Here is a 13,137-nt window from a genome sequence, read left to right on the forward strand (position 1 = left end):
CAGGAACGCTTATTTCGTGCGTCGCAGCAAGAAGGGAAAGAGGTTCTCACGAGCACCTATTTCTTGTGTCACAGGCACGATGGGGAAAAGGGTTCACACAAGCGTTTATTTCCTCTGTTACAGACAAGATAGAAAAACCCTCACGAGCGCAGTGTTTCCGTGTTTGCAGACACAATGGAAAAAAGGGCTCTCGCGAGCCCTTCTCCGACGGTGTTTGATTTAGAAAACAGTCATCACTACAAGCTTTTCGTAAGAAACCTCGGTTCACCGGTCTTTAGTCGGTGTGCGTGTGTTACAGACACTGGTCTTTGGCACATCCCTCCGCTTCTATGCTGAGTGGACAAAATCTCCTTGAGGTTCGTACATGCATGGGTTCAACGGAACCACACCTCTCTTTACACCGTCACAACTATAATGCGCAGGTTGTTTTTCTTCTATACAAGAAATCGCGAAAAAATCAGTACATTCGTTTCCACTTGCGATCCTTATTCGAAAGGGCCGGAAACTTGTCGCCTTTCGCCAATCTTACCTTCTGCGGATTGTTGACGCCCATATGGAAAGACGCTTCGCCGATTTCAATATACAACCCGTCGTTTGGCGCACGGTCGCCTTCTCGAAATTCTGTCCATTCACCCATTAATGAATTACACCTCCAGTGCGGTTGCACAAATGAGGACGACGCAGAGATTCCGTCCTGATCATTAGTGTGCAACAAATGAGGATGGAACATGAACGGAAGAAAGAGGTAGGCGAACGGCTTGAATCAATACTTGTCAAGAGGGGACTAAGTTTGGTATAGTATTCAGGTATGCGAGAAATTAACTCGCTCCTTGCTCCCTTTTTAAGGGGGCCGCATAGTCCAAGAGGAGGTGAAACATATGCGCAAATACGAAGTGATGTACATCATTCGTCCGGATGTGGAACAAGAGTCGGTACAAGCTTTGACTGACAAGTTCCAAGGAATCATCGGAAACGGTGGAGAGGTCACAAAGCATGACGTGATCGGTAAACGCCGCCTTGCGTATGAAATCAACAAGATTCGTGACGGTATCTACGTACTGGTACATTTCAACGCAACTCCAGAAGTTGTTGCTGAACTTGACCGCGTCATGAAAATTACGGATGAAGTTATCCGTTTCTTAGTTGTTAAAGATGTAGCTTAGTCTCATCAACGCAAGGATGTTTCGATTGGAGGCGATAAACGATGTTGAACCGTGTTATTCTCATCGGTAGATTAACAAAGGATCCTGAAATGCGCTATACGCCGGCAGGTGTTGCGGTAACGCAATTTACACTTGCGGTGGATCGTCCGTTTACGAGCGGTGGTCAGAACGAAAGGGAAGCGGATTTTATTCCAATCGTTACTTGGCGTCAGCTCGCTGAAACTTGTGCGAACTACTTGCGCAAAGGCCGCCTAACAGCGGTTGAAGGCCGTATCCAGGTACGGAATTACGAGAACAACGAAGGCAAGCGGGTCTACGTGACTGAAATTATTGCCGATAACGTTCGTTTCTTGGAATCCGGCAACCGTGAGAATGGTCCGCGTGATGAGGGTGCGGCAAGCTATGGCAGCGGAAACGGCAACTACGGTGGAGGCAACTCACAAGGTGGCACCAGCGGTGGTAATCCACAGGGTGGAGGCCGTTCGGGAGGCACACCAAGGAACAACAATAGTCGTGATCCGTTCTCAGACGACGGACGCCCGATCGATATATCGGAAGATGATTTGCCATTCTAACTGAAAGGACGGATGAACATGAGCTTTAAGCAAAGAGATGGTGGCGACGAGCGTCCAGAACGCAAATTCGGCGGTCGTAAAGGCCGTAACAAACGCCGTAAAGTATGTTTCTTCACAGCTAACAAAATTACGCACATTGACTATAAAGATACGGACCTGCTTCGTAAATTTATCAGCGAGCGCGGCAAAATTTTGCCACGTCGTGTAACTGGAACAAGTGCAAAGTATCAACGTCTTCTGACTGTAGCGATCAAACGCTCCCGTCAAGTAGCGTTGTTGCCTTACACAACGGAATAGGACGTAACGAGGAGGCAGCCAATCGGCTGCCTTTTTTTGTGCTTGTTAAATATCGTCCCCGTTAAAACTTACTTGCTTGCTGCTCCGCATAATCACCGATAACCGGAAGCTTAAACCTTTTGCCCTGCAAGGCGAGGAGCATTAATGCAATCCATAATATAAATGACAGCGGAGCAAGTAAAAAGCCAAGCAGCCAGCCGATAAACGGGATAAAGCCGAGCACAATATTAATGACAACCAGTACGACAGATATTAAGATCGATTGCATGGCATGAAATTTCACGAAATTGCTTCGCTTCTCCAGAACAAGAAACAAGATGCCGGTTACAAAGCTGCCCAGATAACAGAGCAACCCGACAATCTTAGGGTCAATGCCGGTCGATGATGGATCAGGTCCAAATAACGGTGCTTGCATAATGACGCTCCCTCCCTTTGTAGGTATGTATTCAAGCTTGGGCTAAACTATGCTTGGTTGAAATGACCAGAATTGACAAAGGAAAATCGTTAACCATTTGTAACTTTCGACTCCACATAATCGTTTAGAATTAGGAAACCACGTGTAAATAGATTTGTAGAGAATGGAGCGTTACAACGAATATGCAACCGAGAAAATCACGACGATCGTATAAGTGGCTTGCAGCTATCCTCGTTATCGTAGTGCTGGCGGGGACAGTCGGCTATTTTAATCGAAATGCGCTTGCGATGTGGGGGTTTGATGTGTTCTTATCCGGATCGGTTAAGGACAGGCTCGAAAATTCGTATCAGCCGCTGGAAGGCCACGAGCCGGTGAAGACAACGTATAAGCCGGAGGAGCCATTCTCCATGCTGCTGCTCGGCGTCGATCAGCGGGATAAAGAGGTAGGCCGCTCTGATACGATGATCTACACCGTTATCAGACCTAAAGATGGCGCCATTCTGATGGTTTCCATTCCCCGTGACACGTATGTCGACATCGTCGGCAAAACAACGAAATCAGGTAATCAATGGGAAGATAAAATCACGCATGCCTATGCTTTTGGCGGAGCGAAAATGTCGGTAGAAACCGTCGAAAGGTTATTCAACAACACCATCGATCATTATGCTACAATTAACTTTACCGGCTTCCGTGAAGTCATCGACGCTATGGGCGGAATCGCGCTTCCGATTACGGAAGATCTGGTTAATGATGACCCGGATCACGAGAAGTTCGTTGTTAAGGCCGGTAAAGAGCTCTACAATGGCACTGAAGCGCTCAACTTTGTTCGGTACCGTGAAGATGCAGGCGGCGATACGAGCCGTGCAGGACGTCACCAGCAGTTCTTAAACGCAATCATGACTAAAGCTTCGCATGTCCAGCAGTGGACGAAGATTCCTGAACTTATTTCAATTATGGGCGACAATTTCACAACCGATTTAACTCCGCAGCATATGATTGATTTGGCGAAGAGCATGCTGCAAAGCGACAACCGCACGATTTACAGCCATACGTTGAAAGGCAACGGACATCGTAAAGTGAATCACGGCGCTTGGTACTATTTTGCGGATGAAGAAGATTTAGCTGCAACGCAACAGTTGATTAAGGCATGGCTGGATCCAGCGAAAACGAAAGCAGAGCTGCCGCTTCCGGAGGAATACCAGGTTAAAGATCAGAAGCCTGTGCAGTCGTTGTCGTCCCAAACGAAAGCAGCATCAGAGAAGCATTAACGGCAATGCGGCGCTGAGATGACATCAAAGGCGCACGTCAAGCTCGTCAAGCTGCAGCTAGGCCCGGAGCTCTTCACGAACAAGAAAGACAAAGTAGAAGGGAATGGGAACATCAACATGAATATTGCTTTTTTTCTACTGCCTAAGCAAGAGGTGGTATGGTTGACGCTCGATGCAACACTGCGTCAAACACTCGAGAAGATGGAGCATCACCGCTACACGGCGGTACCGATACTCGACAATCAGGGCGGATATGCAGGCACATTAACTGAGGGCGATCTGCTGTGGTATATGAAGAACAACCCGCAAGTGAGCTTCGATCAGACGAACAAGGTGAAGCTGTCGGATGTGCAAATGCGCATGGCAAATAAAGCCGTACAGATTGATGCCAATATGGAGGATTTGATTTCACTGGCGAAGGTGCAGAACTTTGTGCCTGTCGTGGATGACATGAACCGGTTTATCGGCATAGTGCGCCGAAGCGACATCATTGACTACTGTGAAGCCATTATCTTAAATCAAAATAAACAAGCCAGCAAAGAAATGGCTGCCGGCTAAATCAGACGCCGTCCTCGATCCCAGAGGACGGCGTTTTATCGTTCATGCACCACGGGATTGCGCTGCTCCTGCTGGACAAGGTCCCCTGTGTTGCCGGAATTGTTTTATGATATAATGGGGAGTAAATCATTAGTTCTGTACTAGTAAATCAGCAAGAGGTGAACGGTTTGAAAACCGGCTTAAAGTCAATTCTTTGGAGCTTCTCAGCGTTAATTCTGCTGCTCATGGTAGCAGTCCCCGTTCTGAATGCGCTGGCTGCGGCAGTATTAATGGTACCAACGGTAATCCTGTATACGACGTTGTCCAAGCGCGCATTTACGCTGCACATGGCAGCCGTATATGGAATTGGCGTTCTCATTATGGGACTGCCTGCCTTAATCGTTGGACTGTTTTTCTTAGTTCCATCGCTTGTTATGGGGCATTATTACCGAAAAGGGGCTCCTGCCCGGAAGGTCTTAACCGCTACCGTATTAACGGTGCTTGCCCAGCTTCTGCTGGAGCTGGTTGTGTTTGACCTCGTATTCGATTTTTCCCTAATGAATGAAATTCGCGAAATGATCACGAAAACGGTCGACAATTTACGGGAACAAGGCATTATGCCGAGCGTGTGGACGGCAACCGTAACGGAATCGTATGTACAAAGCTTGATTCATTCCATACCAATGGCGCTTATTACCGTTTCATTCCTGCTTGCGGTTATCACGCATGCAATTGCAGCGCCCGCTCTGCGTTCAAGCGGTTTAACGATTTCGCATTTGCAAGCGGCGCGCGAGTGGAGATTGCCGCGGATTTTTGTGTTTTACTACTTGGTCGTACTCATAGCGGATATGGCTACGCCGAACACGGGCTCATCGTTCATGACGGTGACGCTTCATAATTTAGTGCCGCTCATGCAAATGGCTTTCTCCATTCAGGCGATGGGTTTCTTCTTCTTCCTGGCGCATGAACGCAAATGGAACAAAGCGATTCCGGTGCTTCTGTCGGTAGTTGTCGCGATTTTCCAACCGTTTAGCTTGATTGGGGTCATTGACGCAGCTTTCCCAATCCGTAAAGCGTTTAAGAAATCGTGATACGGAGGCGAATGAAACGATGCCAAAGTTTTTAATTAACCGCTGGCACGGCATGCACCATTTGTGGGCATTCGTGCTTATGATTCTGTTGACGGTCACACTCGCTTTCTATGAATGGAAGCTCGGCATGCTGGGACTGCTGCTCTGCGGTGCGGTAGGTTTCTACTCGGTTATGGCCGAGCGCGCCTTCCGCCGCGATTTGAAGGTCTATCTGGGGACGCTGTCGTATCGGGTGAAGAAAGCCGGTAATGAGGTGATCAGCGATCTCCCATTCGGAATCATTCTCTATAACGAAGACAAAACAGTAGAATGGCACAATGCGTTTGTCACGCACATGCTGGAGCGGGAGTCTGTTGTCGGCGATTCGCTGGAAGATTTGTTTCCTACGCTCTCGCAGGCCAAAGAACGCGAAGGTACAGTAGAAGCGCATGTCGGAAACTCGGTGTATGAGCTGCAGTTCCGTTTCGATGAGAGGCTGCTCTATATCCGTGATATGACGCAGCGCTGGCAGCTGGCTAAGCGGTATGAGGAAGAGAAGCTGGCGCTCGGCATTGTCATGATGGATAACCTCGATGAAGTTACGCAAGGCATGGACGATCAACAGCGGAGTACGCTGCTTTCGAAGGCAACTGCGGAGATTACGGACTGGGCGAATAAGTTTCACGTGTATTTGAAACGGCTCACCTCTGACCGTTACTTGGTTATTACCGACATGCGCACGCTCAAGCAGCTGGAGCTGTCGCGGTTTGTCCTCCTCGATGAGGTGCGGGAGATTACCGCGGAGAATAAGATTCCGATGACGCTCAGCATCGGCTTCGCCGCAGGTGCCGAAAGCGTCGTGGAGCTCGGCCACTGGGCGCAAATTAGTCTTGATTATGCACTTGGACGCGGCGGCGATCAGGCAGCGGTGAAGGTCGGACAGCGCCAGTCATTCTATGGCGGGAAGTCCAACGCCGTTGAGAAGCGGACCCGTGTTCGGGCGAGGGTTGTCGCGCATGCACTGCGCGATCTGATCAAGGATAGCGACCGCGTCGTCATTATGGGGCATAAAATGCCGGATATGGATGCGATCGGCGCTTCCATTGGCGTGCTGAAGGCTGCTATGCTTTTTAATAAAGAAGCGTACATCGTGCTGGAAGGCGTTAACCCTTCAATCCAGAAAATGATGGAGATGCTGCGGGAAGAAGAGCGGATTGCCAAGCGATTTATTACGCCTGAGCAAGCTAAAGAGCTGATTAACGGCAATACGCTTGTCGTTGTCGTCGATACGCATAAAGCATCGATGGTGAAAGAGCCGAAGCTGCTGACGCAAACGGAAAAAATCGTGGTCGTCGATCATCACAGACGCGGGGAAGAGTTTATCTCGAACGCGATTCTGGTCTACATGGAGCCGTACGCATCCTCGACTTGTGAACTTATAACAGAGCTTCTGCAATATATTAACGACCGCGTGTTGCTGGATGTCAGAGAAGCGACGGCCCTGCTCGCGGGAATTACCGTGGACACGAAGAGTTTCTCGCTTCGCACCGGCTCGCGGACCTTTGAAGCGGCATCGTTCTTGCGCCGCAATGGGGCGGATTCGACCTTGATTCAGCGGATGCTGAAAGAGGACTTGGCCGAATACATTAAGAAGGCAGAGATTATTAAGCAGGCCGAGATCGTCTATGAGCATATTGCCATCGCGATGACCGAGCAAGGCCGGCAGTATTCGCAGCTGCTCATTGCGCAGACGGCGGATACGCTGCTTAATATGACCGACGTGCTGGCATCCTTCGTCATCGGAGAGCGGCCGGACGGTCTGATTGGCATCAGCGCCCGCTCACTGGGCCATATGAACGTACAGGTGGTCATGGAGCGTATGGGCGGAGGCGGACATTTAACCAATGCCGCCGCACAGCAAGAAGGAACCGTGGTGGAAGTAGCGCAGCGCCTCAAGCAGGTGCTGCAAGAACTCGATAAGGAAGAGGGGTTATTCGAATGAAGGTAATCTTTTTGCAAGACGTGAAGGGGCAAGGTAAGAAGGGTGAGGTTAAAGAGGTGTCGGAAGGGTACGTGCGCAACTTCCTGTTTCCGAAGAACTTGGCAAAGCCGGCTTCCGATGGCAACCTGAAGACGCTTGATATTCAGAAGGCGTCCGAGCAGAAGAAGAAGGAAAAAGAAAAAGAAGACGCAAAGGCGCTTGCAGAACGTCTGGAAGCGATGAAAATAGTTGTGAAAACGAAAGCCGGCGAAGGCGGTCGTTTGTTCGGAGCCATCACAAGCAAGCAAATTGCGGAGTCGCTTGAGGCGCAAGGCGTCAAAATCGACAAACGCAAAATCGAGCTGGAAGAGCCGATCCGTACGCTTGGCGTTACGCAAGTATTGGTAAAGCTGCATCCGGAAGTGAAAGCGAAGCTGAGTGTACATGCTACAGAGGAATAGAAGCAATCAAAAGGGGAGTCATGCGGACCAATGAGTAATGAGATGAATTTCGACCGAATACCGCCGCAGAATATGGAAGCAGAGCAAGCGGTACTTGGTGCTGTCTTATTGCAAACGGAAGCGTTAATAACGGCAATGGAGCGGCTGCGCAGTGAGGACTTCTACTTGCCGTCGCATCAGCTGCTGTTTGATGCGATGGTGGAGCTTGGTGAAGCGAGCCAGCCGATTGACTTGGTAACCTTGACTGCTTATTTACAGGATCGACAGCAGCTGGAGGAGATCGGCGGCGTCAGTTACCTGGCCAAGCTGGGAAACGCGGTTCCAACAGCAGCTAACGTGGATTATTACGCGCAAATCGTGGAAGAGAAATCGATGCTCCGCCGTCTCATTCGGACAGCGACGAACATCGTTTCGGACGGCTATGCCGCAGCCGAAGATGTGGGAGCCATGCTTAGCGAAGCGGAAGCCCGCATCATGGAGCTGTCTAACCGTCGTTCAAGCAGCGGATTCATATCCATTCGCGACGTGCTCATGGAAGTATTCGAGAAAGTGGAGCATCTATATTCGAATAAAGGCGGCTCCACCGGCATTCCATCCGGGTTTACCGACTTGGACAAGATGACCGCGGGCTTCCAGCGAAATGACCTGATCATTGTAGCTGCACGGCCATCCGTAGGAAAAACGGCTTTCGCACTTAATATCGCACAGAACGTCGGTGTGCGGGCACGGGAAACAGTCGCCATCTTCAGTCTTGAGATGTCGGCTGCCCAGCTGGTACAGCGTATGATTTGCGCGGAATCAAACGTGGATGCGGGCCGATTGCGTACCGGGTATTTGGAAGGCGACGATTGGGAAAAGCTAACGATGGCGATCGGTTCGTTGTCTGAAGCGCAAATTTACATCGATGATACGCCGGGTATTACCGTATCGGATATTCGCGCTAAGTGCCGCCGTCTGAAGAAAGAACGCGGACTTGGAATGATTCTGATCGATTATTTGCAGCTGATTCAAGGACGCGGCAAAGCCGGCGAGAATCGTCAACAGGAAGTATCCGAGATCTCCCGTACACTGAAACAGATCGCCCGTGAGCTCGAAGTGCCGGTTATTGCACTGTCACAGCTCAGCCGGGGCGTTGAGCAGCGGCAGGACAAGCGTCCCATGATGTCTGACCTTCGGGAATCCGGATCGATCGAGCAAGATGCCGATATTGTAGCGTTCCTATACCGGGATGACTACTATGATAAGGAATCCGAGAAGAAGAATATTATCGAGATCATCATAGCCAAACAGCGTAACGGTCCCGTTGGAACCGTTGAGCTTGCCTTCTTGAAAAACTTCAATAAATTCGTTGGTTTAGATCGATCGCACCAAGAACCGGGCCACGCTTCCTAATAAAGGAGGGTTCTGTCCCACATTTATCGAAATTCCGAACAATGCGATATACGACCTTACAATTGTTCGCTTTTCGTTGACTTTACCACTGCAGACTGCTAAACTAATCATGCTGTCTAAAGCTGGTAGCTATTATGTTGTTTATTTGCAACGCGCGCAAAACTTGTAATGGGGGTATATCCATGTCAACGGTAGTTGTAGTCGGAACCCAGTGGGGAGACGAAGGCAAAGGAAAAATCACCGACTTTCTGGCGGACGGTGCTGATGTTGTAGCCCGGTACCAGGGGGGAAACAACGCAGGTCATACGATTATGATCGGCAACAAGAAATATAAGCTCACGATGATTCCATCGGGCATTTTCAACGAAAATAAAGTGTGCGTCATCGGTAACGGTATGGTTATCAATCCGTCCGCACTGATTGATGAAATTAACTATATACATGACAATGGATTCTCTTCCGAGAATCTGAAAATCAGTGATCGTGCTCATCTGATCATGCCGTATCACCTCGTGCTTGACGGTCTTGAAGAAGAGCGTAAAGGCGATAACAAGATTGGTACGACTCGCAAAGGCATCGGCCCTTGCTACATGGACAAAGCAGCGCGTAACGGGATTCGCGTCGCTGACCTGCTCGATGCGGAAGAGTTCGAAGCGAAGCTTCGCCGCATGATCGTTGAGAAGAACCAAGTGATCGAGCAAGTTTACAACGGTGAGAAGCTTGACGCTGACGCTATTCTTGCCGAGTACCTGGGTTATGCCGAAACGCTGCGTCCTTACGTAACGGACACTTCCGTTGTGCTGAACGATGCGATCGATGAAGGCAAACGCATTCTGTTCGAAGGCGCACAAGGCGTAATGCTTGATATCGACCAAGGCACTTATCCGTACGTGACTTCCTCGAACCCGACAGCCGGCGGCGTTTGTATCGGTTCCGGCGTTGGACCTTCTAAGATCCAACAAGTTATCGGCGTTGCCAAAGCGTACACTACGCGTGTTGGTGACGGTCCATTCCCAACTGAGCTCAATAATGAGATCGGGGATTGGATCCGCGAGAAAGGTCATGAGTACGGTACAGTTACCGGCCGTCCACGCCGCGTAGGCTGGTTCGATACGGTTGTTGTCCGCCATGCGCGCCGCGTTAGCGGGATTACAGGCCTGTCCTTGAACTCGCTTGACGTGCTTTCCGGTCTTGAAACGGTTAAAATTTGCACGGGCTACAAACTGCGCGGCGAAATCATTACGCATTATCCGGCCAGCTTGAAGCTGATCTCCGAGTGCGAAGCGGTTTACGAGGAACTGCCGGGCTGGAGCGAAGATATCTCGAACGCGAAGACGCTGGCGGATCTGCCGGAGAACACGCGTCGCTATGTGGAGCGGGTATCCGAGCTTACGGGCATTCCAATTGCGATCTTCTCCGTTGGACGCAACCGCGAGCAAACGAATCCGGTTGTACCGATCTACGGTTAATCCATATCGATCCAGAGGGCTGCGAGAAATCGCGGTCCTCTTTTTTTTTCTGCCAATTTAGGGGATGCGATTATGAATGGTTCCGCAGCTGCGTGCCCATACTAAGAAGTATGGGCGAAAATGCCCTTGCATAGGAGGGTGATTATCATGTGGAAAATGACAGGGTGGCTGGCGAAAACAATCGCGGCGGGACTGCTGATCAGTTTTCTATCCATCTGGACGACAGGTTATATCGTGAACAGTTACGTCGAGACGCTGCTGAAGCAGTTTAATGTGCCGCTTGAGCAGAAACCTTTTGCGCTGAATGGAGTTTGGGGCGGGTTATGGGGAGCGGACCCGGTTGTGAAGCAAAAAGGCAATTCGGCGGAATCGGACCCGAAGGACAAAGATGCGGACGTCAAAACAGGCAGTGGCGACGGGCAAACATCGAGTACGAAGGATGATACGAAAACGGACGGCGATTCTCCTGCGTCGGTGGATGCTTTTGAGCAGACTCCGAGCGGCGAATTAAGCGATATCGGAGGCGGGACCGGAACGAAGGCGGGCAGCGGCGCTGTTTCTTCAACGGATGACGAGGTTGCCATGACGACAGAAGAAATCAATGCAGCGAAATCGCAAATCAGCGACGCCGACAAAGAAAAGCTGTTCAATACGATGATGACGAAGCTTCCTCAGGACGCATGGCAGAACATATCGAATCTGATGGAAGAAGGGCTGACAGACGCGGAATTGACCCAGGTCCAACAGCTCATGGCGCAATACCTAGATCGGACAGAATACGACGCAATGCTGGCAATTCTGAGCAAATATTAATGTCAAGCCCAAGGTCGTTTGGTTGAATCGGAATGCAGCGTTATGATAAAGTAGAAATCGTAGCCTGACAATGTAGGTTTACATTGTCGAATCCCAACAAAGTTATGAACCATAACGCGAAAAGGAGACGATCATGGCCTTTTTTAATGAGAGGGGTCGAATCCGGAAGGTATGGAACTCGTTCCGACAGACTTTTCGGACCGTCAACCCAAATAGCACGCAAGGCAATACGAAGCACCGATTACTGAGCAAGAAGCCGTTATTTCTTGCAGTAGGCGCAGTAGCTTTATTGACGATTGCAGGTTTTAGCGGCAGTCATTATGTACAAGCACACACCGTAGATTATGTCGAAGTTTATCATAATGGCAAGCTAATCGGAGAAGTAGGCTCAGAGACCCAGGTTAAAGAGTTGATTAGCAGCAAAGAGAAGCAGATGCAGGAGAAAAACGCAGGCATACATATGGTGCTTGACGCAGGTACGATCACATACAGCGATAAAAGCGCTTACAATGCCAAACCGGATTCAGCAGCGACTTTGCAGAAGCTTGAAGGGCTGCTTGCATCACATGCTACAGGTGTAGAGCTAATCGTAGACGGCAAGCGGGTCGGTGTTGTGAAGGACAAGGCGACGGCGACAGCGCTGCTTAAGCGGGTAGAAGGTAAATATTCGCCGAAGGTGAAAGCAGGCAAAGCGGAAGTTACGGCATTGTCTTACTCCGCTGACGGCAGCTTGAAATCCAAATCGGCCTTGAAATCCGTGAAATTTGTCGAGAAGGTTGCGACTAAAGAAGCAGAAGTTCAACCTACGGACATCGCGGATCCCGAGCAGCTCTATTTGCAGCTAATTAAAGGGACTGTGAAACCGACTTCGTATACGGTTCAAGAAGGAGACTGCGTCGGCTGTATCGCACACAAGTTCGATATCTCGCCTCAGGTCATCTATGAACGCAACAAATGGATTAAAGAGGATATGATTAAAGTCGGAGACGTGCTGGATCTGACGGTGCTTCAGCCGCAAGTGACGGTTGAAACGGTCGAGAATGTGACGGAAACCGAATCCATAGAACCGGCTACGGTCGTTCAGAAGAACAGTAATATGAAAGCCGGCCAGTCGAAGGTGATTCGCCAAGGCCAAAGCGGCAAGAAGCAATTGGTATATCGATTGGTGAAGCAGAATGGTTACTTGATGAGCGAAGAGCTGATCAGCGAAGTCGTTCTGAAGCCATCCGTTCCGGCGATTGTGATGAAAGGAACGAAGGTTACACTGAGCGAAGGCAGCGGCCGCTTCAGCTGGCCGGTAACCGGCGCGCGTCTCACCAGCAGCTTCGGTCAACGTTGGGGAACATTGCATCGCGGCGTTGATATGGTGGGTAACAAAAACATTATGGCAGCAGATAACGGTACAGTCAGCTTCACCGGTCAACGTCCGGGGCTTGGCAATTGTATCATCATCAATCACCATAACGGCTATGAAACAGTTTACGGCCATCTTAGCAAAATTTCCGTCAAGCGTGGTCAGACGGTTGAGAAGGGTCAACGGATCGGCATTATGGGTAATACCGGTCACTCCTTCGGCACGCATTTGCACTTTGAAGTTCATAAGAACGGCGCTTTGCAAAACCCGCTTAAGTACCTGTAAGCGAAGCAAGCGCAGACGCTGCGAAACACTGCTCGGCCTTCATGGCCCGGCAGTGTT

14 protein-coding genes are annotated in these 13,137 nt (G+C 50.0%); 12 read left to right on the forward strand and 2 right to left on the reverse strand.

Annotated elements, in window-relative coordinates:
* Positions 1-457: 457 nt before the first annotated feature.
* Entirely contained in the window at positions 458-637 is a 180-nt protein-coding gene (locus BM412_RS26250) for a YjzC family protein (RefSeq protein WP_091224674.1), read from the reverse strand.
* Between the two features lie 241 nt (positions 638-878).
* Between BM412_RS26250 and rpsF the strand changes: the two genes are divergently transcribed.
* From rpsF to rpsR, 3 genes are read left to right on the forward strand one after another with little or no spacing between them, the layout of a single operon-like run.
* Complete coding sequence (rpsF, locus tag BM412_RS26255; RefSeq protein WP_091224675.1) at positions 879-1,163, forward strand: 30S ribosomal protein S6; 285 nt, start codon at positions 879-881, stop codon at positions 1,161-1,163.
* A gap of 41 nt (positions 1,164-1,204) precedes the next feature.
* Entirely contained in the window at positions 1,205-1,738 is a 534-nt protein-coding gene (locus tag BM412_RS26260) for a single-stranded DNA-binding protein (protein WP_091224676.1), read from the forward strand.
* Positions 1,739-1,756: 18 nt separating this feature from the next.
* On the forward strand, positions 1,757-2,035 hold the full coding sequence (gene rpsR / locus BM412_RS26265; RefSeq protein ID WP_090574546.1) for a 30S ribosomal protein S18: 279 nt from the start codon (positions 1,757-1,759) through the stop codon (positions 2,033-2,035).
* Between the two features lie 61 nt (positions 2,036-2,096).
* On the opposite strand, the gene BM412_RS26270 is transcribed toward rpsR, so the two are convergent.
* Complete coding sequence (locus BM412_RS26270; RefSeq protein WP_091224677.1) at positions 2,097-2,450, reverse strand: DUF4870 domain-containing protein; 354 nt, start codon at positions 2,448-2,450, stop codon at positions 2,097-2,099.
* A 182-nt stretch (positions 2,451-2,632) separates the two neighbouring features.
* Between BM412_RS26270 and BM412_RS26275 the strand changes: the two genes are divergently transcribed.
* From BM412_RS26275 to BM412_RS26315, 9 genes are all read left to right on the forward strand, one after another.
* The gene (locus BM412_RS26275; RefSeq protein ID WP_091224678.1) at positions 2,633-3,718 is read left to right on the forward strand and encodes an LCP family protein; all 1,086 of its coding nucleotides are present in this window, start codon (positions 2,633-2,635) and stop codon (positions 3,716-3,718) included.
* Positions 3,719-3,835: 117 nt separating this feature from the next.
* Entirely contained in the window at positions 3,836-4,276 is a 441-nt protein-coding gene (locus tag BM412_RS26280) for a CBS domain-containing protein (RefSeq protein WP_091225060.1), read from the forward strand.
* 158 nt (positions 4,277-4,434) lie between these two features.
* Positions 4,435-5,346, forward strand: a complete 912-nt coding sequence (locus BM412_RS26285; RefSeq protein WP_256256603.1) for a DUF2232 domain-containing protein — start codon at positions 4,435-4,437, stop codon at positions 5,344-5,346.
* Positions 5,347-5,365: 19 nt separating this feature from the next.
* The gene (locus tag BM412_RS26290; protein WP_091224680.1) at positions 5,366-7,327 is read left to right on the forward strand and encodes a DHH family phosphoesterase; all 1,962 of its coding nucleotides are present in this window, start codon (positions 5,366-5,368) and stop codon (positions 7,325-7,327) included.
* The gene (rplI, locus tag BM412_RS26295) at positions 7,324-7,767 is read left to right on the forward strand and encodes a 50S ribosomal protein L9 (RefSeq protein ID WP_091224681.1); all 444 of its coding nucleotides are present in this window, start codon (positions 7,324-7,326) and stop codon (positions 7,765-7,767) included. Before BM412_RS26290 ends, rplI begins: the two co-directional genes overlap by 4 nt.
* Positions 7,768-7,797: 30 nt before the next feature.
* A complete protein-coding gene (dnaB, locus tag BM412_RS26300; protein WP_091224682.1) occupies positions 7,798-9,159 on the forward strand; it encodes a replicative DNA helicase in 1,362 nt (453 codons plus the stop codon).
* A 182-nt stretch (positions 9,160-9,341) separates the two neighbouring features.
* Positions 9,342-10,628: an adenylosuccinate synthase gene (locus BM412_RS26305; RefSeq protein WP_091224683.1), complete on the forward strand. Its 1,287-nt coding sequence runs from the start codon at positions 9,342-9,344 to the stop codon at positions 10,626-10,628.
* Between the two features lie 147 nt (positions 10,629-10,775).
* Positions 10,776-11,441, forward strand: a complete 666-nt coding sequence (locus BM412_RS26310; protein WP_091224684.1) for a hypothetical protein — start codon at positions 10,776-10,778, stop codon at positions 11,439-11,441.
* A gap of 133 nt (positions 11,442-11,574) precedes the next feature.
* The gene (locus BM412_RS26315; protein WP_091224685.1) at positions 11,575-13,080 is read left to right on the forward strand and encodes a M23 family metallopeptidase; all 1,506 of its coding nucleotides are present in this window, start codon (positions 11,575-11,577) and stop codon (positions 13,078-13,080) included.
* Positions 13,081-13,137 lie beyond the last annotated feature (57 nt).

This window comes from Paenibacillus sp. BC26 (genome assembly GCF_900116125.1).
Classification (GTDB): domain Bacteria; phylum Bacillota; class Bacilli; order Paenibacillales; family Paenibacillaceae; genus Paenibacillus_Z; species Paenibacillus_Z lignilyticus.